Here is a 23,450-nt window from a genome sequence, read left to right on the forward strand (position 1 = left end):
TAAAACCCGTCAGGTTTAACTTTGTCTATAATATTAATAAAACAGCCAGTCTATAGCTGCTTTTTCTCCTGCATCAATATAGCCAACATCACGTGGTGTTATGGTTTGATCTGCGTCGATAAAACCTAAAATCAATACTTTTCCTTTTCCTAAATCTAATTTATTCTCGCCAGGCTGAAACGTATACGTGTGAATATTTACACGTGGAAGCTCTTTTAAATTCATTGCACTTGCCAGAATAACTTCGGCTTGACCGTGAGCATTTCCTGCTGCATCAGTTTCTAAACTCGGCGGTAATAAAAATCTTTTCTGATCTGAATTGAAATAACCAACTACTAATTTAACCGCTTTTGTGTTTTTAAACTTCAAATGCGTTCCTTTTTCATTTTGATCGTTTTCTACATACTTAAAACCTTTTAGATTTTGAAGTTCGGGAGCTATTTTCGTCAATTCAGAAATGTCTGTTCCGTAAACTTTTGTTCCTGTTTTAACTAAATAAGCTGCAGGTTTTTCATCAATAAAAGTTACTTCTGCCGCTTTCCAGGGCTTTCCTTCTTTGGTATCAATTTTACCATCTTTTGACGATTTTAACTTGTCCAGATTTCTTTTGAAATTAGCCAATTCACGTTCGTAATGCGGTAATAATTCTGCCCATGTTTTGTTGTTTCCGTCATCGCCCCCAATTGGAATTCGGCGTTGAGCGGTCTGCATACTGTTGGCGTAATAATACGTATCTTTTGTTAGATTTACCAATAATTCATAATGCTCGATGCTTTTTTCTAAGTGAGGCATCGCTTTATCTAAATCGCTAATATCATTTGAATAGCTGTATCTCAACACCAATAAAGCTGCTTTTACTTTTTCTGAAAAGAAATCGGCAAACGCTTTATAAGCATGCATATCGTTTTTAAGACGTAAAAATTCTTCTTTGTCTTTGGTTACGCTTTTTTCTGCTTTGTCGATCGCTTCAACTGCTAATCTTCCGTGTTCTGTGATTTCAGCAATAATCTGCGTTGGAAGTTCGCCTGAATGTGGTTCTTTATTCCACTCTTTTTTAGCATATTCCAAAAGCAATTCACCAGCTGGTCCGCACGATTCGTGGAATCCTGGGTAAACACGCCATTTTGATGGATTAACCAACTGACTTTCGAACATTCCTAATAATAAAGTCTGACGGTTTCCTTCTGTAATTCCAAAACGTCTTAATGTTTTTGGAGCAATTTCTCCTGTTTCATCATACGCTTTTTGAATGTTATTTGCAGCTTCTAGATCAGTTCCGTATTTAGCTGCTAAATCAGTATTCCAATATTTAACTTCTTCCTTTCTATCTCTTTTACTATCCCACGCATATCTAGCCCAGGCTTTGTACCAAATCCAGTCACGATCCATTTCTAATAATCGTTCGCCTGTTTTGGTTTTATCTGCCGAATATGGCCAATCCCAATACGATGCCTGCGGATATAAATGCAGTGCATTTGCGCCGTGAACGCTGTGCATGGCTTTTACCGTTTTCTGGATAAAGTCTGGCGAGCCGTATCTGAAAGGTTCTAAGTTTGCCAGGATATGAACATTCTCAATATGAATTGATTTTAGAGCGCTTAATTGTTTATGCGTTTCACCCCAAGGTCCGCCCGGCGTATAAGTCGTAAGAGATTCTCCTGTATATTTACTTTCTGTGTATAGATTTTTGTATAACGGAAGTGATTTTTCCATTACCAAAGGGCCATCTGTATCGTGAGAACGCAGAATAATTGGCGGTTCTTCTGTTTTTCCTAATGCTTGTAAACCATCACGAACGCCTGGAATAATGGTTTTCGTAAACCATTCTACATCATCATCAACGGTATTGATTGCTTCTCCCAAACAAACCATTAATCCAACATTTGGATATTTTTCGATAAAAGCCGCAATAGATTTTCTGGTATAATCTGAAAGTAAAGGCGTAATTGGACGCGAACGATCTTGTGTTTTAATATTGTAATGCTCCGCAAAAGGCTTAGAAACGATAATATTGTAGAACATCTGAATGACCCAGATTCCTCTTTTATTGGCTTCTACGGTTAAGAATTTATAGATTTCTTCGTTCTTTTTAAAATCTTCATCGCTTACTTCTACTGCAAACGGATATTCTTTCAATTTTACTAAAGAAGCAAATGGATGCCCGTTCCATAAATACAAGGAATTCATTCTGTTTTCTACCAGCATATCCAAATATTTTACCCATAGTTTTTTATCGTAAAACCAAGGGAAAGTTTCAGGCGTATACGGATATTCGTAAACATCACGTCCTGGAAGGTAAACGGGTTTCTGCATTCCGATACAAGCTCCTCTTAAAACCATTTCCGGACTGTCATCAATGTTAATTTCTGACGGAAATTTTCCTGAATCTTTAATACGATCAGTTAATTCTAATGCGCCATATAAAGCTCCAGAAGCATCTGTTCCTTCAATATAAATGATATTTTTTTGGGTACGAATTTGAAAGCCTTCTTTTTTAGTCAGTTTGCTATCGTCGATTTTGGCGCTTTTTGCGTTTTGTTTCCAAAAATCGGTTCCTTTTTCTCCAATAACAATTACCTGATCTTTTGACTTTGTGATTTTATTGGAAGAAGTGATTTTGAATCCTTTACCAGATAACGTTTCAGATAGTTTTTCGGCTCCAAATTTTGCTCTCGGCGAGTTGGCATTGCTAACGATAGTTACATTTTGCGCTGTCGCGAAAGAGACGTAGAAAACTAAAAAAATTAAGCTTAAATATTTCATGGTATGCTGTTTTGGGTATTCATTCTAAAAAGAATCTGCTAAATCTGCCTTTATCTATAAAAATCTGCGTGAAATTATTTGCACGCAGATTAGGCAGATTTAAGCAGATTTTATTTTGATCTTTTTTTAATTCTGAAAAATTTTTTTCAAATAGGCCACATTTGCGCCGTAATTGGCTTTTACATTGTGTACTTGTGTTACGTCACGTGAACGCTCTACAATTAGCCAGCCACTCCATTTCATTTCATCAAGCGTTTGTTTGATTTTTGGCATATCGATCGCTTTATCATTTTCTAACCAAAATTGATCCGTATTTGAAGCGTGAATCTGTGCTAAATGTTTCTTACCTAATATTTTTAATTCTGATACAATATCTCTGCCGTTATCCACTGCATTCGCAAAATTAAAAGAACTCTTAATGTATTTTGAACCAACTTCTTCTAAAAGTTTTTTCTCTTCGGTAGCACTCAAAGAAGTTTCAATTGCGATAACTCCGCCTATTTTGCCCACTTCTTTTCCTGCCCATTGCAGTCTTTTAATAACTTCTGGACGTAATTCCGGATTTTTAACCAAATCAGTTTGTGTTCCTAACGGTAGATACGCCACTTTTACGTTCATATCTTTCATCGTTTTGATGCAGTCGTCAATCATTGGCGTAATTTCTCTGGTTGCAAAAGACTGTGCATAAAATCCAGACATGGCAATAGAACTGATTCCAACTCCAGTTTCTTTAGACTTATCAAGGAATTTTTGTCTTTCTACAGGATCACCCAGTTTACTGTCAAAAGTTGGTCGGTTTCCTAAACCTCCCATGTCCAGTTCGATTCCGTCAGCTTTTAATTCAGCAGCCAAACCAAAAGCGCCTAATTTTTGTCTTTTTAAAATCATCCAGTCGCAAACCGCAACTTTATATTTTTGCTTTTTATTAGAAGACTGAGCCGTTGCACAGCTGTTGAATGTTGCCGATAAAACAGCCAGAAATAAAACAAGAATATTTCTTTTAAAATAAGTTGATTTCATATTATTGGTTTTTACCATTAAGATATTAAGAAAATTAAGCGCTGCTTCTTAATAAAACTTAAAACAGAAAATAAAGCTTAATGAAACTTAATATCTTAATGGTTAAATTTTAAATTTTACTCTTCTTCCGCTTTTACCGCTGTTACGACTTTTCCTTCTTCTCCAGGCCAGATTCCGTTTTTGATAGGGAATGCTTTTAATTTATTTGGATCAACTTTTACATATTTCAGTTTTTCTCTTCTCCAAGTGTAAACGATATGCACCATTCCGTCTGAGCTCTGAATCATTGACGGATAAGAATACTGACTGATTTTTGAATCTTCTAAAACCAATGCTGCTTTCCAATTAATTCCATCATCAGAAATTGAAACATTCAACGGCGTTCTTGGACCTTTTGCTTCCGTTCCCGGAGGCAAAACATGATTGTAAACCAACAAATGTTTTCCGTTTTTAAGCGTTACGGCATCGGTTCCTGAGTTATTATTTGGTAAACCAATTAATTCGACATCCGACCATGTTTTTCCGTTATCTTTTGAGAATGTGCTGAAAATAGCTCTGTTTCTTGTTCTTCCAATGGCTTGAATACTGCCGTCTTTGTGGAATAATATACTTGGCTGTATTGCATTGATTTTTTGTTTTCCTCTCGGAAGTGTATCGCCCATAATCCAAGTCTTTCCAAAATCAGGAGTCGATTCCATACGAAGTCTCCATCCGTCTCCTTCAATACTTGACGGACATAATAAAGTTCCGTTGCTTAATAAAACAGGTTTGTTTTTGATTGGTCCTAAGAAACCATCCGGCATTTTTTTAGCCTCAGACCATGTTTTTCCGCCATCAGCTGAAGTTCTGATTACGCCCCACCATTCAGATGGTTTTGGTCCGATTTTGTAGAAAAGCATTAAATCGCCACCCGGAATTTGATACAGAACCGGATTCCATGTTGGTAATCTCGGACCTTCTTTCATCACGCCATCGGCTACTTTAACGCCTTCGCCCCATTTATCACTTCCTTTCGGTTTGATGCTTACGTAGATGCAAACATCAGGATGTCTTTCGTGAGTACCTCCAAACCAGGATGAAACTAAATCACCATTTGTTGCTTCGACAATTGTAACCGCGTGGCAAGACGGATAAGGCGCTTTATCATAAATAAATTCATCAACCAGAATACCTTCTTTCCAAGTCTTTTTTTCTAAAGCCGATTTACAACTTCCTAAAAGGAAAAGTCCAAACAAGACAAATGTTAATTTTACTATCTTCATTCTTAATTTAATTATGAATTAAAATTTTTGATTATAAATACATACCTAATAATTTTTCGCACAAAATTATTTAATAAATGTAAAAATGACACTAAAAATCTAAAGATGTATCCTGTACTGTCCCGAATTCTTAAAAATGCAGCTTATTTTACGTTTAAAATATAGGTTCCTGAAGAAAGTGTAATAGCAAGATTACTTTTTTCTGTTTTATAAGAATGCGAAGTTTTATCTAATTTCTGTTTGTTGATTGAAACAGCCGAAACATCAGTTGTAGGAAGATAAACTACTGCTGAACTATTTGCAGGAATGGTAATATTCCAAACCAAAGCTTTTTTATCTTTTTTCCAGTCACTTTTAATCAAGCCGTAAACCGATTCGTAAGAAGCATTTACATACGTTAAACCCGCATTAAAATCCGGTTTCATAATGATTTGTTTGAAACCCGGAGTTTCAGGATTGCTCTTGATTCCGGCCATATTTTCATAATACCAAATCAATAAATCGCCCAAAAGCATGACGTGATTTTGCGAATTCATTGCAGGATCTGCTGTGTTTCCGTTCCATAATTCCCAAATCGTAGTCGCTCCGTTTTCGACCATATAACCCCAGCTTGGATAGGTTTTATTTGATGCCAGTTTGAAAGCTAAATCTCCGCGCCCCAAATTAGTTAGCGTTCGCATCAAAAACTGAGTTCCAATAACACCTGTGCTTACGTGACCGTTTTTAGTTACTTCTACTTCATGAACTAAATTTTCAAAGACTTTTTGCTGTAATTCTTCTTGAACCATTCCAAAAGTCAAAGGCAATAAATTGGCTGTTACGGTATTATTGGCGTAATTATTTTTGGCTGAATTAAAATACTTTGCATTGAATGCTTTTTTGATTCTTGAAGCCAAATCATCGTAATGTGCAATATCTTTCTCAGCATTGGCAATTACCGCGAACTTTTTCATGGTATTTAAAAGCTGATAGAAAAAAGCACTCGAAATCAATTCGCCATCTGTTAAACGAGACGGATCTTTGGAACGAATTAATTCCAATGATTCTGGCGGAACGCACCAATCACCGTATTTATCTTTGGTCATAATATCATCAACCAAATAATTTTCTTCCATATAATCCATCCATTTTTTCATAGACGGATATTGTTTTTCGACTACTTTTTTGTCTCCAAATTGTTGATACAACATATCCGAAACCGTAATATACGTTCCCGGCCACGTCACATTATCGCCGTAATAACGCCAGAAAGCTGGTGCTACATCCGGAATTCCGCCATCTATAGTTTGTGCGTTTTTAATATCATCCAGCCATTTTGCATACAAAGTCTGATTGTCGAATAAAAAACTTTCGCCATAAGCTCCCGTTGTTCTGTCTCCCAACCAAGGCTGACGCTCATTTCTTTGCGGACAATCAATTGGCATTCCTTTATAATTCCCGCTGATTCCCCACCACGCATTCTTAAAAATCTGATTCATAATAGAGTTAGAAGAATCAAAAGTTCCCGTTGTGGCAATATCATCATAAACGATTTTTCCAACAAAATTTTCTAAACTAGGTTTTGTTTTGAAACCTGAAATTTCAACAAACCTGAAACCGTGAAAAATAAATCGTGGTTCCCAAACTTCTTCGCCTTCGCCTTTTAAAGTATAGATATCGGTCGTTTTAGCATCACGCAAGTTGGCAATGTATAATGAACCATCTTTTTGTAAAGATTCTGCAAATTTCATCGTGATTTTATCTCCCACATTTCCTTTTATTTTCAATTGTAACCAACCCACCATATTTTGTCCCATATCTAAGATATAAGTGCCTTTTGGTGTTTGTTTGATTGAAATAGGTTTTACTTCGCCTTTTACTTTCATATTTGCCGACATCTGTCCTTCATAGAATCCACCTGGTTCCTGAACATATTCTGCCGAAAGCCATTTTTTATCATCAAAATTCGTGGTGTTCCAGCCTTTCATTTCCTTTCGCGCATCGTATTCTTCTCCGTCGTATTCATTGTTGGATAAGATTGGTCCGTCGGTTGTGATTTTCCAAGTATCGTCGGTACGGATAACGTCTTTGCTTCCATCAGCATATTCTACAAACAGTTGCAAAGCCATTTTTGGATAACCAAAAGTTTTAATTTTATACGGTTTATAATCCTGACGCATGGTAAAAAAACGTCCGTTTCCTAAAATCGTTCCCAATGCATTTTTTCCTTCCTGCAATTGCGAAGTCACATCAAAAACATTATATTTTACATTCTTGGTATAATCTGTAGGAACGGGCGCCAAAACCTGATCTCCAATTTTATTTCCGTTAATGTATAACTCGTACAAGCCCATACCCATAATATAAACCTTGGCGCTTTTGACTTTCTTTTTCAGGTCGATTTCTTTTCGTAAATATCTGGCTGACAATCTCGAATACTGCGAAATACTATCACCCGGAGAAGCTTTTTCATAGCCAATCCATCGAGTCGATTTCCAATCGGCATAGGTTAAAATACCAATGCTGAAATGTGCATTTTCTGTAGATTTTACTTCGCCTTTATTTGTAGAAACAATTACTTTCCAGTAAATATCTTGTCGGTCTTTTAGCTTTTTCCCGTTATAAATTACATTAACAGATTCGTCACTTTGCACTTTTCCGCTGTCCCACAAATCACCGTTTCCAGCATTTAATTTTTCTAAAGACGAAGAAGCTAAAATTTGGTAATGAATTTGTTTTACATCATTTACGTTTGCTTTTATTTTCCAGCTCAATCTCGGCTGTAAAACATCAATGCCTTCCGGATTGGTGAGCATTTCGCATTTTAAATCTGTAACACTGATTTTGTTTTGGGCTTTCGCCGAAATTGTGAAAAGTGAAATGATTATTGTAAGATGTAGAAAAAACTTTTTCATAATTTTATTTTAATGCTTTGTGAGGATTTTTTCACGCAGATTTTGGCAGATTTGAGCAGATTTAATTTGATTTTTAATCTTGAAATTTTGCCAAATGACAAAAATAAAATCTGCGTTTATCTGCTTAAATCTCTTTAAATCTGGGTGAAATAATTTAAGCTTTATTCAGAAACCAACTTCTCCAATCTCTCGGAAAGCGCAATTTCTTTTCCGTTTTTAAAGATCCTGAAGCCTTTTCCTTTTTTATATTTTTCTCCTGTTTTGTCCCAAAGAATGGTGATAATATTGCCATGATACAAAACATTATCCAGACAAAACCAATCCCATTTTTCCTGCGGAATCAACGGATTCACTTCTATCTTTTCATCTGCTCGCGGGCGTAAACCAACCAAACCTGTAATCATCAAATCATTAAAAGTCGAATGATTATAGTAACGGCTTCTTTCTCTGTCGCCCATTAACCAATATCCTGTTGTTTCATCCAGATATTCACCCAAATAAGGTTTACCTCTATAATACTGAGATTGTACATACAAGTCCATTTGTTTGAAATAATCCGTTTTGGTAACAAAATTCTGATCGTAATTATTCAAGACATTGGCTAAAGCCGTTAAGGTCTGCGAACTTGCAAATGGCCAGATCGCCCCATCCCACTCGCAGGTCCCGGTTCCATGCGATCTAAAACGCGGACTTCTTCTCTCGGCTGTCGTCAACCCAAATGGTGCCGAAAATCCTTTTTCATCTTTAATCTGCTCCCATGCTTTTTCAAAACCTTTATTTTTTTCCGGCAGATTAAAATACCACGGAATAAATCCGATTGCTTCTCTAACTTGCGCTAAAGTATCTTTTTCTGTAAAGGTCTCAAAAAATTCGCTTTTAGCATTCCATAATTTGGTTTCAACCAATTTTTGAAGTGTATCGGCTTTCGCTAAAAAATAACTTGCCTTATTCGAGTCGCCTTTCAACTTGGCCATTTTTGCCAAAGCCTGAGCATTGCCGAACATATAACTGTTAATCGTTGGGCGCGCGTTTCTAAATTTTCTCGCACCGCTCAACGATTCTTCCATTCCGTCTTTTACATCAAACTGCCAGAACAAACCGTCTTTACGTTTTCTGTCTCCTTCCCAAGCCGAATATTCGGCAACCAAATTAGGATAAATATCCAATAAAAACTTATCATCTTTATTTACCAAATAACGGTTGTACAAAGCATCCGCCGTCCAGCTGCTGAACGTTCTAAGCTTTTTCATAGGCTTTCCGTCATTTCCTCTAAACCACAAATGAACGTCTTGCTCAATATACTGCGGATCATGAACCCATCGAAATTCATTAATATGATGCCCCAAAGCACAACTAATCATATTGTATTTATCTGCATACGAACGGTCTACCAAAAACTCAGTTATCGCAAATCCCTGCGGTGTTTTCTTGATATGTTTTCGCGCGCTCCACCAGCGGAAATAGTAAATCTCCTCAAAATTCTGCTGCGGACATTCAAACAACGGAATATTCTTTTCCATCCAAGTCCACGCACTGTCATTCGGAATCGCAAATTTTAAATTTTCATCCTCCATCGAGTTGAAATAATCAACATAATGTTTGAAGTTTTTTTCTTTTAAAATGATTGCTTTTCCTTTTTGAGAATAGTCTGCGCCCGATTTACAGCTGTTTAAAGTTGCAATCAAAATTATAAAAACAACTATTTTGTATTTGAAATTTTGTAACATATTAGAATTATTATTCAGCTTTGTTTTTTTGTTCTTGTTTTTGAGTTGCCTCCTGCTTTAGCTGGAGGTTGTAATAAATGCATCTCCAATGGCTTTAGCCGAATGCTTAGTTAGGCTAAAGCCAAAGACTTTTCTTCTTTTATTCTCCAGCTAAAGCTGGAGGCAATTCAGATAATCGTTATCTAAAGTTAATACCTAACAGGTTTTAAAAACCTGTTAGGATACGACATTTATTAATTCCCTGTAAAAGTATACGTCTGTCCAGCTTTCATATTCACATCGTAAATATTATAATTTGGCAGTTTTACATTATCCAGTTTCGCTAGATCCGAAATAATGGGTTTCTTCACTTCCACATCATAAAACAACGGATTCGTGTTTTTCCCTTTTGCTTTTTTAAGCGAAGATCCTTTTAAAGTATTTTCTACTTTCAATCTGCAATTTCCTCCAATTTTCGAATAGATTTTCAACTCCGAAACTTTATTGTTTTTCCATGTCATATCAATTACAAATCCGCCTCTGGCAACCAAACCTTTTATGCTTCCGTCTTTCCAAACACTTGGTAAAGCCGGTAATAAATGAATCGCATCTTCCTGACTCTGCATTAACATTTCGGCAAAACCGGCTGTGCATCCAAAGTTTCCATCAATTTGAAAGGGCTGATGCGCATCTAACATATTTGGGTACGTTCCGCCGCCTTTTCTTTGGTCGGCTGTTACCAAATGCAATTGATCCTGAATTAATTTATAAGCGTGATTTCCGTCTAATAATCTCGCCCATAAATTCACTTTCCAGCCCATAGACCATCCTGTAGATTCGTCTGTTCTGTAAATCAGAGACTGTTTGGCCGCTTCAAATAATTCAGGAGTTTTAATTGGCGAAATCTGATTACTTGGATATAATCCGTATAAATGCGAAACATGTCGGTGATTGTCTTTCGGATTGTCCCAATCGTCCTGCCATTCCTGCAGCTGACTGTGTTTACCTACTTTCATTGGAGGCATTTTTGCCAGCGCATCGCTTATTTTTTTTACATAAACAGCATCTGGAGAAACCAATTTAGAAGCTTCGATAACATGCGTAAACAAATCAAAAACCAACTGGTTGTCCATTGTCGTTCCAGAAGCAATGGTAGATTTTCCTGTTCCGCCCGCATGTGTATTTTCAGGCGAACTTGACGGCACCACTACCAAGTATTTTGTATTTGGATCGATAACCATATAGTCAATGAAGAAATCTGCTGCTCCTTTCATAATTGGGTAGATCTCTTCTAAATATTTTTTATCTCCTGTATACAAATATCTTTCCCATAAATCCTGACAAACCCATGCACCGCCAGTCGGCCACATTCCAGATGCTGCCGAATCAACCGGAGCGGTAACACGCCAAATATCGGTATTGTGGTGTAAAACCCAACCGCTGGCATTGTACATCATTCTTGCTGTTTCTGCTCCCGTAACGCTTAACTCTTTTGCCATTTGAACAAATGGTTCGTGCATTTCCTGAAGATTGGTTACCTGTGCAGGCCAATAATTCATTTCGGCATTAATGTTTGTGGTGTATTTACTGTCCCAGGGCGGGGTAACCATATCATTCCAAATTCCTTGCAAATTCGCAGGTTGTCCGCCCGGCTGTGAACTCGAAATTAAAAGATAACGTCCAAATTGGAAATACAAACTCGCCAATTGCGGATCGAATTGTTTCGAGAAATCTCTGATTCTTTCGTTTGTTGGTTTCTTAGCCGCGTCGTTTATTCCCAAATCAAAAGAAACTCTGTTGAAGAATTTTTGATAATAATCGACATGCGCTTTTTTTATCGTTTCAAAATCTTTGGTTTCGGCTTTCGCCAAATATCCTTTGCTTTTCGCAATTTCATCTTCTGAAATATCCTGATAATTTTTGAAATTCGTTGCGATCGCAATGTATAAAGTTACTTCATCTGCTTTGTTAATGCTTAAAACTCCGTTGCTGGCATTTATTTCACCTCCTTTATTTTTAGCCGTAAGTCTTCCCTGAAATTTCACTTTTCCTTTTACGCCTTCAAAATTGGTTCCTAAACCCGAAAGTATAATTTGATTTTCTTCTGTTGAAGCCACGGTCTTATCAATCGGACTATTCATAAAAACATTACAAGTAATCTGCCCTGGCTGACTTGCCGAAAGTTTTACTACAATAACCTGATCTGAAAATGCCGTCAGAATTTCTCTTGTAAATTCAACGCCGTTTACTTTGTATTTTACTTTTGCCGTAGCATTGCTAATATCTAAATCTCTGTAATAATCAGTATATTTTTGATGTCCGTTAAAAGAAATATAAACGCTTCCAAAAGTCTGATACGGCATTCCGTCATTGGTTTGCGACATAATATCCTGCGTTGCCAAATCCTGTGCTTCATCAAATTTTCCGTCAAAAATTAACTGACGAACAATTGGCAAAGCTTTTATTGATTTATTGTGCGCGTTACTATTTGGCGAACCTGCCCAAATGGTTTCTTCGTTCAATTGTAGACGCTCCACCGCAGGATCTCCAAAAACCATCGCGCCCAAACGTCCGTTCCCCAAAGGCAAAGCTTCGTTCCAAATCGCAGCTGGTTTATCGTACCAAAGTTTTAAATCACTATTACTTTGCGCTGTTGCAGCACACGAAAAAATTCCAACACAAATCGCAGCTATTTTATTTTTTAATTTCATAGAGTATATTTTTTTCGCCACGAATTCACGAATTTTTAATTATTAAAATTGGCTTAAAATAATTCGTGAATTCGTGGCTATCTTTTACATCTTACTTCTTAACTTCATAAATCTTATTATTTTTCTCGCCAAACATTTCATATAATTTGTCAATATCTTTCAGCGCATTTTTAGGCAAATTTTCGGCTTTATTACCAAAAACATACAATTTATCATAAGGTTCAATCACACAAGTTGATTCGTCGATTTCTCCTTTTTCATTCTTCACTTTATTCAAATCCAAACCTAAATATTTAGCCATAAACGGATACAAAGCCATACGTTTTGAAACTCCGAAATCATGACCTTCTTTTGCAAAATGAGCATTCTCCACCAAATCTTTTTTACCGTACAATTCATACGTTCTTTGGATAAAAGGAAATTCCAATTCAGGAACCGCCAATGTCCAATCTTTTCCGTCAGAAACTATTAATTGCGGTTTTGGTGCCATCATTGCCGAGATTTCAGCATTGTTTGTTCCGTTGCCGCAAAGGTGAATCCCGCGCCCGCTTTCGCACGGACAACCGCCTGAAAAGTGAGATGAAACCATTACAACGGGAGCCGAAACTTTAATTCTGTCATCTAAAGCCGCTAAAAACATCGTGTGCGAACCTCCGCCTGAACCTCCCGTAACACCGACTCTTGTCACATCGGCATTTTTTGTTGTTGCCAGATAATCCAATAATCGAATACCGCTCAAAACCTGAACCGTCGATGCGATGCTGTTTCTGTGCGTTTCTTCTGGAAACTGCAATAATGATTCTCCCCACGCAAATAAATCATAACCGACTACAATAGCGCCCATTTTTGCCATCATAGCACAGCGGTACTGCTCGTCTTTTCTATATCTTCCATCGCCGAAATGGCCGTCTGGGGTTAAAATAATTGCCGCTTTTTTGTTTAACGGATACGGTTTGTAAATCGATCCCGTTACATAAACGCCCGGCAGAATTTCCAAAGCAATATTCTCAACGCTGTAATCTTTATAAATTCTCTTTGGAGTTAAAAGTGGTTTAGATTTTGGTGTTGGGGGCGCCTTGTCTAAACCAAATGATGTAATCATACAAGCTTTTAACTCCGTTTTACGTTTTTCCCATTCTTCTTTAGTCGAATAAAGGCTTTCTAAATAGAACAAACGTTCTTTTCCTTTATCAACTGAAACTTTATGGTTTTCATATTTTCTTATAATGTAAGTTCCGTCCGGCTGTTTGAAATACATCAATTCAAACGGAGCCAGAATATTAGTTAACGAAATAGCGAGATTTCCGGGTTCGATTCTCCAATCGGCATAATCGAGTTCTTTTCCCTTTAATAAACCTCGGTCGTCGTTTATGGTAACATTAAAAACGGTTTCGATTTTCTTTAAAGTTTCTGAAACGGGTTTTCTAAAATTAGTATCAGATGTGCTTTGCGCATTTACAAATGTCAAGGCAAAGATTGTCGCTAATATGGCGTATTTTATGTTTTTCATTTATCTTTTGAATTGCCTCCTGCTTTAGCTGGAGGATAATAATTTGATTTCTAATATTGGCTTTAGCCTAACGTATTTATTTGGCTAAGCCCTGTTACTTGTCTCTCTTTTTACCTCCAGTTAAAACTGGAGGCAATTCAATTTTATATATTGTTTTAATCTCAATTGCAATCATTTTAACAATCACAACTTCCATTTCACATTTAACATTTTGCATTTTACAATCCACACTCAATTGTATAAACTCCAGATCCTAATTCTAAGAATGGCTTTTGAGACTTTTCATCAAAACCAGTCCTAACGTTTTTATTGTCAATCTTAATTTCCGATTTTTTAGCAACAGGCAATTTTATCGTCGCCTTTGTATTCACCGGAATTTCAACTTTTAGAATAATTTTGCCATTTTTCTTTTCCCAAGATGAGGCAATTTTTCCGTAAACCGATTGATAGTCCGCTTTCGCGAAAGTCATATCGCCTACTACTTCGGGCTGAATAAAGAAATGTTTGAAACCCGGTTTTTCAGGATCAGATTTAATTCCGGCCAGACTTTGATAAAACCATTCTTCAATCTGCCCCAACATAAAGTGATTCCATGAATTTCCTTTTCTCGGATCCCATTGTTCGGTTAAAGTGGTCAAGCCAAATTTAATCTGAAAACCATAACCCGGCGCATCATAATGATTGTGCATTTTGTACATCGTTTCGTTTTCGCCATTTTGTGCCAAAGCCTGAAACAAATAACGATTCCCCACATCACCAGTTGTCAAACGATCTCCTTTTGCTTTTATATCGGCTATTAAATTTTGCATTACAGCTTCTTTATATTGCGGTTCTACAATATCCATAAAAACCGAAACAGCATTGCTAAACTGACTGCTCGTACCATATTGTTTGGTTTCTTCGTTGAAAAATTCTTTGTTGAAAGCAGTTTTAATCTCAGAAGCTAAAGTTTCGTATTTCTCAACATCTTCTTTTTTATTCAATAATTTAGCTGCTTTTCCTACCAAATATGCTCCGTAATAATAATGCGAAGTGGCCGAAAGTGCAATCGGACTGTTTTTTGAATATCCTGCTGCGTGCGTTCCGTAATCGTACCAATCGCCTAATCCGTGAGAAACAATGTGGTTTTCAGCTTTTGTTCCTAAATAATCCACATACTTTTTCATTACAGGAAAATATTTTTCCAATAAAGAAGCATCGCCATAATATTCATAATACATCCAAGGTAAAATCACACCTGTTACGCCCCATTCCGGAGAATCGGTAAAATCGCCACCAAAAATTACATATTCAGGAACAATGGTCGGTATTAAACCGTTATCGCGTTGTGAATCAGAAATATTCTGCATCGTTGCAGGAATAAAAGTTTCAAGATTATAATTGAACATTAAACCCGGACCATTCAAATGAATTTCTTCCAGCCATCCTAATTTTTCACGTTGCGGACAATCGGTAAAAACGCTTTGGAAATTACTTTTTATCGAATTGTTAATCAGTTCGTGTGTTTTATTGAAAATCTCGTTGGAGCATGCAAAACTTCCCGCTTCTCCTGCCGAGTTATAAATGAAATTTGATTTTAAATCTAAAATCGTTGGCAGTTCTTTGTTTTTAGCTTCTTTGTAATTAACATTCTCAATCTGAATATATTCAAACCCGTAAAAACTGAACTTTGGCGTCCATTCTTCTGTTCCTTCGCCTTTTAAAGTGTAATCGTAATAATATGGTTTTCCTGATCTTCCCTGCGCAATAGTTCCGTCTTCATTTAAATCTTCGGCTACCCAAACACGAACAGTCTGACCTTTTTTTCCTTTTACTTTGATGGTTGGAAAACCCGAAAGATTCTGCCCCATATCAAAAACATAAAAATTCGGTTTCAGTTCTTTAACCGTTTTAATTTCATATTGTTTCTGAATTATAACTGGCGGTGCGGTCTGCGGTCTTAAAACTCCTTTTGGAGCTTCCTGAATTACAACTTTTTTCCAATCTGAATCTTTGAAACCTTTACTGTTCCATCCTTTTTGAACTAAATTGGCATTGAAATCTTCTCCTCCAAAAATGCTGTTGTACGTAATCGGACTTTTGCTGTATTTCCAAGTCTCATCTGACTTTATAATTTCTTCTGAACCATCATTATATTTGATTTTCATTTTGAAAAATAAAGTCGGCGGACCAAAACTCACGAAAAATTTGGTATATCTTTCAGCCAGCGTATTGTACATTCCGTTTCCTAAAAGCACGCCAATTACATTTTCGCCTTTATCTAATTCTTTTGCGCTTAATTCGTAAATGTTGTAATTAACCGTTTTATCGTAATCTGTCCATAAAGGTGCAAATTGACTGTTTCCGACTTTCTTACCGTTAATTGTTAATTCATAATGCCCTAAACCTGAAATGTAAACTACGGCTTCTTTGATTTCTTTTTTTACTCCGAAAGGTTTACGAAGCATAATACTTCTTCGTGCTAATGAATCGGAAGCATTGATAAACGAATTCTTTTTTTCTCTGTTGAAAGTGGCTGTGTGATAATTTCGGCCTTCCGGCAAATGGCTATCGGCTTTTGTAATTGCACCAATCCAAACCGGATTTAGATCTGATTCTAACGAAGCGGTTCTGAAAGAAGCTGTTTTACTCCATTTCGAAATTTTGCCTGTTTGATTCCACACTTTAACCTTCCAGAAATATTTTGTTTCATTTTTTAAAGGACTTCCACCATAAGAAATGTGCAGGTTTTTGCTAGAGTTTACCCTTCCGCTGTTCCAAATATCACCTTCGTCATTTTTTAGTTTTTCTTCCGAAGATGCAACCAAAATGATGTAAGCAATCTGCGATACATCGGATTCTTTTGAAACTAACTGCCAGCTTAGTCTCGGCTGATTCTGAACGACTGCTAATGGATTTTCGGCCATTTCTGTGGTTAAGCGCACAGACAAAATTTGTCCATTCGAGATGAAAAATAAAAAAAGAAAAATGAAGGATAATATGGATTTTGAAATATTCACTTTATAAATTTTTAATTGAACCATTAAGATATTAAGTAAATTAAGCTCACTATGTCGAAAATCTAAGCCTTAAATTTAGTTCATTAAGCATTTAATTACTTAATCTTTAGGTGTGGAAACTTTATGACCTTCAATGAGTCAAACTATATATTGAACTTAATTTTCTTAATCTCTTAATGGTAAAAATCATTATAATTTCTTCGTTATCAACGATTCGATATTGAATACTGCTTCTGGGATTAATTTTCCGGTTTGAGGCAGATCGTCATAATCATCTGTATCCGGCGCTGTATCCGGATTTGGAGAATATCTTTGCTCGCCTGTACGGAACATAATTCGCTCAAAACCATCAACGGGAGCATAAAAAATTCTTGTTGATTCTTTTTCGTCGTTTACTTTTATCGTGTACGAACGGGTTTTAACGTTCAGTTTCACGTTTACTTTATATTCTTTTCCGGCTTCGTATTTTGCAATCGTATTAAAACGCGCTCCGGTTTTTGTTTTCAATTGTCCGTCTGAATCAAACGTTAATCTTACGGCAGGCAATCCTTGTTTATTTTGAAATTCAACCTGCAATAAACCGTGATTATTTTGTTCCGGTTTAACCGTAAAAGTGACTTCCATTTTTTCTGCAAACGGAATAACACGTTCAGCGCGAGCATAATCAAAATAATCCTGATCTCTTAAAGTCAGCCATTTTTTACCCTCTCTCTTTTCAATTTTGGTAGATGCCCAAGCCAAATCATACGTATTCCACAACTTTAATTCTTGTCCGTCAGGAAGTTCGTTAAAAATATCATTTGCATTTTCAGTAACGGCACTTACAACCGGAACCGGAATCGACGCTACCCAAATATCTTCTTTATTAACGCTGTAACTAACCCAAAGTTTTCCGTCAGGCGGAATTCCGTCTCCCTCAGAAATACCACGAACATATTGAGGCCCTGCTGATTTGTAGTTTCCGCCATAACGCATCGGACTGATCTCGCCGTGAACCAACAATAGATCTTTGTAATTTAAACCATCATCACTGGTTGAAATTGCTAATGGCCAACGATATTCAGACGGATTGTAAACGGTTGCATAACGATTATCAGACGTTTTTTGTCCCCAGATTTTAGCATTACTGTTTACAAAACCTGGTGCACGAAGCGGCATATATTCCCAAGATTTTCCGCCGTCTTTGCTGATCGAAGTCAAAGCGTGTTTCCATAAACCTACAACATCTCCGTTTGGCAAATGATACGAACTAAGCGCTTTGTATGGTTTTTTAAGCGGAATTAATTCGTCATCGCGATCGGCTTCTTCAACCCATTGCTGTAAAACCAAAGGATCTGAAAGGATTTCTTCGCAGGCTTTTTTCAAACCTTTGTCTTTTGCCTGAGTATAAAATGGAAAAGCAGATTTCGATTTATCCCAAGATTTATTGTATCTGATGAAATAAATTTCGCCAAAACTTCCGTCTTTTTTAATTTCACGAATGACACGTCCAATTCCTTTTCCATCATTTGGATCATCTTTTTCATCCATTGCGATTCCGTAATACGCCAAAGCAAAAAGTCGTTTATCTTTTGACGTATAAAAGCCCATTCTCTGGTGCATAATCGCATCCAGATTTTTGGCAACGCCTTCTACTCCATCTTTTTTCCATCCGTCTGGAATATGATAAATAGGAAAAATTACTTTTGGCATTTTCCAGCTTACACCATCTTTTGAAGTCATAATCAATGTTTGGCTTGGCGGAATATGTTCTCCGGCAGGATCACTCAAATATTGGAGATAAAAAGTATCGTTCCAATATGCCATAGTTGGCTGGTGATTGTATGTCCATCCAAAACCATCTGCTTTTTCAGGATGTTCACGGCTTGCACGCATAATCTGCGTAGCGTGAACGCCAACGGCCGGACTTAACTGTCCGTGATGATAATCGACATTTGAAAGTGTTTTACCAACATAGCGCACAGTGTCATTTTGGGCATTTACAGCTGTACCAATCAACAGAATTGTGGCTGTTAGGATATTGGTTTTTATGTTTTGGAAAGTAATCATTTTATATATTTTTGTTTCACGCAGATTTTAGCTGATTTTGGCTGATTTCCGCAGATATTATTTTTATCTTTCTGATTTTATTTAATTAGACTAAAAATTAAAAATCTGCCTGATCTGTTTTAATCAATTTAAATCTGCGTGAAATTTTCTTCTAATTTTTCTTTTCAATTAATCCCTTTAAAACTTCTTCAGAAATTGTAGTAATCGTTCCGTGTTTGTGCCCTTCCGGAAGACTTATTTTTGATGAAACATCTTCAAAATGAACAAAATCTGAAGTGCTTAAAGCTTTATAATTTTTTGAACCATAATTGTCATAATACAACAACCAGTTTTTACCGACTTTTACCACCGTTGGTCCTTCTGATAGATATTCCGTCAATGGCTCCGAACTTTTCTTGAACGGTCCTAAAGGCGATTTTCCGAACGCCACTTTTATGTTGCGCATGGGTCTAGTATTGTCTTTCAAAACCAAAACATAATCTTTCTTGCCTTTCTTTACAATCACGCAGTCAATTACGCTGAAACCTGGATCGTAATATAATTTTGTATCAGAGAATGTTTTAAAATCTTTGGTCGTTACATAATACATTCTGTGGTTGTTTTTTTCTTCTTCTACTCCTTTTTCAAATCGGAACGGAATTGTCGATGCCCAGATAATAATGTATTCTTTTTTGACATCATCATAAAAAATTTCAGGCGCCCAAACGTTTACGACTTCTGGCTCGTTTTTCATAACCGGAATATATTGCTGTTCTGACCAATGCATTAAATCTTTAGAACTGGCATATCCAAAACCGTTTCCGCCTTTCCAGTCGGTTGTCCAAACCATGTGATACGTTCCGTCTGCTCCTTTTGTGATGGATGGATCGCGCATGATTTTGCTTGCGCCGATTTCCGGTTTTAAGAACGATCCTTCCAAACCTTTCCATTTGTAACCGTCTTCGCTGTACGCCAGATACAAACCTTCGGTGGCTGGTTCTCTAAACGACGTAAAAAGATATAGGTCTTTCTTTTTCTGCGAATAACTCATCGCAAAAAAACAGAAAGCTAGTATGATGAAGATTTTTTTCATGATGTTTATTAAACACTAATTTCACTAATTAGCACGAATTGAATTGGTGTAAATTCGTGAAATCAGTGTTGTATTATTATGTTATTCTGCAATCGCTTTTTTATCCAGATCTTTTCCTTTTTTAACTACCGTTGTTACGTTGTTAAAAACATTATTTTTCAGGAAAACATTCTTTGTTTCTTTTCCATTTGCTTCGATGAAAACATCGGTTGCATTAAATGGAAAATTATTATTAATCATAATGTTTGATGCATTCTCTATTTTGATAACCGGAATTCCTTTTATTGGCGTCGATGAACCAACATTATCTAAAATAAGGTTTTTTGAATCTGCTATTTTGAAAGAGGAACCAACCGTTGCATTTACTTTTACATCGTGAAATTCAACATCTGTGGCTGTATTAACGGTAAAACCTTCTTTTCCATCCATGTTAATATTAGAGAATGATATGTTTTGAATTGGCATTTCGGAAATTCCACGAATAAAACCCGCTTTATTTACATTTCCACCCGTAACGTTACTGATATGAATGTTTCTAAAAATAGGCGTACGTTCTGTAACGGGCTCTGCCTTATTATCTTTATCATAGAATAAATCCAAAATAATGGCTTCTTCTTTGATGTTTTTCATTACGATATTGTCTACTCGAATGTCTTCTACAACACCTCCACGACCGCGAGCCGATTTAATACGAATACCACGGTCTGTTCCGTCAAAAACACAATTTGAAATCGTGATTTTCTTGATTCCGCCAGACATTTCGCTTCCTATTACAACACCACCGTGACCGCTTAACATGGTACAATTGGTAATGGTAACATTTTCTGTCGCTTTTCCGTATTTACGACCGTCGCCATCTCTTCCTGATTTAATGGTAATACAATCGTCTCCAACGCTGATGTGGCAGTTTGAAATATGAACATTGGTGCAAGAAGAAGGGTTAATTCCATCTGTATTTGGTGAATGCGGGTTAAAAATTGAAATTCCGGTAACCGTTACATTATCACAAAATTCTGGGTTGATGGTCCAAAAAGGTGAATTTTGAAACGTAACACCTTCAATTAAAATGTTTTTGCAGTTATAAGCCTGAAAAAAAGAAGGCCTGAAGAATTTCTTGTCAACTGTTCTTTTGTAATATGGTTCTGTGTAAAGTCCTTTATTTTGCTCTTCCCACATCGTTTGATATTTCGTCGGAGGAAGTGGTTCTTTGGCAGTTTCAATTCGGTACACTTCATTCCACCACGCTTTTCCTTGTCCGTCGATTACACCTCTTCCTGTAATGGTAATATTTTCTACATCTTTGGCATAAAATAAGGGCTGGAAACTTTTCATCACGATTCCTTCGTAACGCATTTCTACATACGGAAGAAAATCATCGAAGTTCTCTGAAAACTTTAAAAGTGCTCCTGAATCTAAATGAATGGTGATGTTGCTTTTTAGTGTTAATGCTCCAGTAAGATATTCTCCAGCAGGAAAAAAAATGGTTCCTCCCCCGTTTTTAGATGCTTTTTCGATCGCATTCTGAATGGCTTGTGTGCATTTTATTCCTTTGTTGTTTCCGCCTTCGTTTAGGATGTTCAACCAGCCGTCGTTTGCGAAAGCGGTGTTTAATCCGAGAATGAAGCAGAGTGTTATTAGTATGTTTTTCATAGTTTATTTTTTTGTTCTCTCACAGATTTTGCAGATTGTGCTGATTTTTTTTTTGCCACTGATTTAACAGATTAAAATGATTTTTTATCTGCTTGATCTGTCAAATCTGCGAGAGTATTATATTCTCATTTTTTATCATTTCGACGTAAGGAGAAATCCTCGTTAGTAGCTCCGCATGGTTGATCAACTTTGTAGAGTTTCTTGCGAAGATTTCTCCTTCGTCGAAATGACAAGATTGTGGATAACCCGTGATTATTCACGAATTGCATTTCACTAATTACTTTTTACTTTTCACTAATCACTTAGTAGATTTCAAAATCAAAACCCAGTCATTGCCATCTTCTTTTTTACCTTCTGGTTGAAAGTTTTGAGTTCCTTTATTATCAAATGTTCCAATTTTAGTTTTCTTCCCGTTTCTTGGATTGTACCAAATCGCTTCGAATTTATCTCCTGAAATTTTTCCTAGTTTTACTTCTATTATTCTTCCGTTGTAAGTGTATAGCAAAGCGTATTTTTCTCCTCTTATGGCCGGAATATAATCGTATTTCTCACCTTGATTTAAAACTAAAGAAACATCTGGAACTCCTTCTAAAAATGGAAATTCTTCTATTAATTTCTTAATATAGACCATTTGTTTAGCACCTGGAGCATTGATTGCCGATGTCCATAATTCTTTGTTTCCGTAGGCTGGTTTATCGCCTTTTCTGAACATCTGCATTACAGCGTTATGTCCGTATGTGTACCCTGCAGCACCTGAAAGAACCGACCAATATCCGTAACGGCGAACGTCATTGTCTGTCCATTTTGGCTGTAAAGTGTCGTGTAAACCATGTGGAATTCCTTCGTAAGATGGCTCTCCGTCAAGTGTAGGTTTTGTTGGTTTTAATTCGAAATCTCTTAGCACGAATTTATAATTGTCTTCTTTGAAATTCGTTTGTATTGAATCCTGATCGTATCTTCTGTGTCCCGATTGGAACATATTGAAATCTAACCATTTTTCGTTATGATAATTCTCAGAAGAATCGGTTCTTCCAAATGGGTGAAAAGTCACTAACTGGTCTGGATTATTGGTTTTTAAAGTATTTCCTATCGCGTTCCAGATATCCATAAATTCGTTTCCATGTGTGTCTCCACCGTTTAGCCAAATTACATTGGTTCTGTTTTTATATCTGTCAGCTAAAAATTTCGCGTATTTTTCCGCTTGTTCTTTATTGATTTTGTTTCCTTTTGAAACATTTGTTCCCCAAACCGGAACCATTGCAACGTAGATTCCATTTTTCTGAGCAACATCCAAAGTGAAATCTACGTGATCCCAATAATCGTATTCTTGTTTGTTGTTGAAATTATTTCCGGCCGTGATTAAAGGTTTTGAAACATCTTCGTTAATTAAAGCTGCACTTCCATAAACATTCACAGCGTTTATATTATGCAGAACCATGACCTGAACTACATTGAATCCTTTTTCTTTTCTGTCTTTAAAGTATTTATCAACTCCTGCTCTATCTAATTTTCCGAATGTCAGCCAGCCTGTATCACCTAACCAGAAAAAAGGTTTTTCGTTTTCGGTAACAAAATAATGCTGATTTTTAGAAACTTTGATTTGAGGTAAAGCACCTTTTGTTTGAGATTGCGAGAATCCGCTTTGTGCTGTCAACAAAAAGCTTATACAAAGGGCGTATAAATATTTAATTTTCAGATTCATTTTGGTTTTATTTTGAAATTATATTTTGTAGTTTTTTGCCACGAATTCACGAATTTTTATTTGAATATGATTATAAATAATTCGTGAATTGCTTCGCCTGTTCACTATCGTT

12 protein-coding genes are annotated in these 23,450 nt (G+C 36.5%); all 12 read right to left on the reverse strand.

What is annotated here, in order from left to right; genetic code table 11:
• Positions 1 to 33 precede the first annotated feature (33 nt).
• Positions 34 to 2,763, reverse strand: coding sequence for a glycoside hydrolase family 20 zincin-like fold domain-containing protein (locus ASD98_RS00795; protein ID WP_056198738.1), 2,730 nt, complete (start codon positions 2,761 to 2,763; stop codon positions 34 to 36).
• A 126-nt stretch (positions 2,764 to 2,889) separates the two neighbouring features.
• Positions 2,890 to 3,783: a sugar phosphate isomerase/epimerase gene (locus ASD98_RS00800; protein ID WP_082577774.1), complete on the reverse strand. Its 894-nt coding sequence runs from the start codon at positions 3,781 to 3,783 to the stop codon at positions 2,890 to 2,892.
• 116 nt (positions 3,784 to 3,899) lie between these two features.
• Entirely contained in the window at positions 3,900 to 5,045 is a 1,146-nt protein-coding gene (locus ASD98_RS00805) for an exo-alpha-sialidase (protein WP_056198743.1), read from the reverse strand.
• 143 nt (positions 5,046 to 5,188) lie between these two features.
• Entirely contained in the window at positions 5,189 to 7,939 is a 2,751-nt protein-coding gene (locus tag ASD98_RS00810) for a glycoside hydrolase family 78 protein (protein WP_056198746.1), read from the reverse strand.
• 161 nt (positions 7,940 to 8,100) lie between these two features.
• The gene (locus ASD98_RS00815) at positions 8,101 to 9,666 is read right to left on the reverse strand and encodes a glycosyl hydrolase family 65 protein (RefSeq protein WP_056198750.1); all 1,566 of its coding nucleotides are present in this window, start codon (positions 9,664 to 9,666) and stop codon (positions 8,101 to 8,103) included.
• A gap of 233 nt (positions 9,667 to 9,899) precedes the next feature.
• The gene (locus ASD98_RS00820; protein ID WP_056198753.1) at positions 9,900 to 12,356 is read right to left on the reverse strand and encodes a glycoside hydrolase N-terminal domain-containing protein; all 2,457 of its coding nucleotides are present in this window, start codon (positions 12,354 to 12,356) and stop codon (positions 9,900 to 9,902) included.
• A 91-nt stretch (positions 12,357 to 12,447) separates the two neighbouring features.
• Entirely contained in the window at positions 12,448 to 13,866 is a 1,419-nt protein-coding gene (locus ASD98_RS00825; RefSeq protein ID WP_056198756.1) for an acetylxylan esterase, read from the reverse strand.
• Between the two features lie 218 nt (positions 13,867 to 14,084).
• Positions 14,085 to 16,772, reverse strand: a complete 2,688-nt coding sequence (locus tag ASD98_RS00830) for a glycoside hydrolase family 78 protein (RefSeq protein ID WP_242412050.1) — start codon at positions 16,770 to 16,772, stop codon at positions 14,085 to 14,087.
• Positions 16,773 to 17,054: 282 nt separating this feature from the next.
• Complete coding sequence (locus ASD98_RS00835; RefSeq protein WP_056198761.1) at positions 17,055 to 18,914, reverse strand: six-hairpin glycosidase; 1,860 nt, start codon at positions 18,912 to 18,914, stop codon at positions 17,055 to 17,057.
• Between the two features lie 151 nt (positions 18,915 to 19,065).
• Positions 19,066 to 19,986, reverse strand: a complete 921-nt coding sequence (locus tag ASD98_RS00840) for a glycoside hydrolase family 43 protein (protein WP_056198763.1) — start codon at positions 19,984 to 19,986, stop codon at positions 19,066 to 19,068.
• An 81-nt stretch (positions 19,987 to 20,067) separates the two neighbouring features.
• Positions 20,068 to 21,636: a glycoside hydrolase family 28 protein gene (locus tag ASD98_RS00845; protein WP_056198766.1), complete on the reverse strand. Its 1,569-nt coding sequence runs from the start codon at positions 21,634 to 21,636 to the stop codon at positions 20,068 to 20,070.
• Positions 21,637 to 21,934: 298 nt separating this feature from the next.
• A complete protein-coding gene (locus ASD98_RS00850) occupies positions 21,935 to 23,338 on the reverse strand; it encodes a glycoside hydrolase family 140 protein (RefSeq protein WP_056198769.1) in 1,404 nt (467 codons plus the stop codon).
• Positions 23,339 to 23,450: the final 112 nt, after the last annotated feature.

Origin of the sequence: Flavobacterium sp. Root186, assembly GCF_001428525.1 — a bacterium.
Lineage (GTDB): Bacteria > Bacteroidota > Bacteroidia > Flavobacteriales > Flavobacteriaceae > Flavobacterium.

Bases quoted from the DNA above. Each gene is read 5' to 3' on its own strand.
- ASD98_RS00810 (WP_056198746.1), bottom strand. From the start codon at position 7,939: ATGAAAAAGTTTTTTCTACATCTTACAATAATCATTTCACTTTTCACA.
- ASD98_RS00825 (WP_056198756.1), bottom strand. From the start codon at position 13,866: ATGAAAAACATAAAATACGCCATATTAGCGACAATCTTTGCCTTGACA.
- ASD98_RS00795 (WP_056198738.1), bottom strand. From the start codon at position 2,763: ATGAAATATTTAAGCTTAATTTTTTTAGTTTTCTACGTCTCTTTCGCG.
- ASD98_RS00820 (WP_056198753.1), bottom strand. From the start codon at position 12,356: ATGAAATTAAAAAATAAAATAGCTGCGATTTGTGTTGGAATTTTTTCG.
- ASD98_RS00840 (WP_056198763.1), bottom strand. From the start codon at position 19,986: ATGAAAAAAATCTTCATCATACTAGCTTTCTGTTTTTTTGCGATGAGT.
- ASD98_RS00850 (WP_056198769.1), bottom strand. From the start codon at position 23,338: ATGAATCTGAAAATTAAATATTTATACGCCCTTTGTATAAGCTTTTTG.
- ASD98_RS00830 (WP_242412050.1), bottom strand. From the start codon at position 16,772: ATGGCCGAAAATCCATTAGCAGTCGTTCAGAATCAGCCGAGACTAAGC.
- ASD98_RS00845 (WP_056198766.1), bottom strand. From the start codon at position 21,636: ATGAAAAACATACTAATAACACTCTGCTTCATTCTCGGATTAAACACC.
- ASD98_RS00815 (WP_056198750.1), bottom strand. From the start codon at position 9,666: ATGTTACAAAATTTCAAATACAAAATAGTTGTTTTTATAATTTTGATT.
- ASD98_RS00800 (WP_082577774.1), bottom strand. From the start codon at position 3,783: ATGAAATCAACTTATTTTAAAAGAAATATTCTTGTTTTATTTCTGGCT.
- ASD98_RS00805 (WP_056198743.1), bottom strand. From the start codon at position 5,045: ATGAAGATAGTAAAATTAACATTTGTCTTGTTTGGACTTTTCCTTTTA.
- ASD98_RS00835 (WP_056198761.1), bottom strand. From the start codon at position 18,914: ATGATTACTTTCCAAAACATAAAAACCAATATCCTAACAGCCACAATT.